1 pseudogene is annotated in these 231 nt (G+C 46.8%); it reads left to right on the top strand.

From position 1 onward, the window contains the following. Positions 1 to 231, top strand: a pseudogene (locus tag ACTHS4_RS12745) (regulatory protein NosR); the annotation flags it as partial.

The following is a 231-nucleotide window of genomic DNA, read 5'->3' as shown; positions in this document are numbered from 1 at the left end:
GTATTCAGCGCTCTGTTAAAGCAGTGATCCATCAATATCATTTGGGTACAGATAAAGCAGTTCAAGCCGGTACGGCAGCTGCTTCCGACGAACAGTCTGCCGAGCCTGCCGTTCAAACCCGTCCGCGTCGTGTTGCTAATCAAGACAAACAAGATATCCTGTCATGGAATGCGCTTTTGGAACAAAAAGCCGTCGGTCATCTGCATATTTCTATCGACGAAATCAATAAAC

The sequence above is a fragment of the Neisseria sp. P0014.S009 genome (assembly GCF_051958155.1).
GTDB lineage: Bacteria > Pseudomonadota > Gammaproteobacteria > Burkholderiales > Neisseriaceae > Neisseria > Neisseria flavescens_C.
Note: the sequence above shows the minus strand (reverse complement) of the source record. Positions and strands in the feature narration are given on the sequence as shown.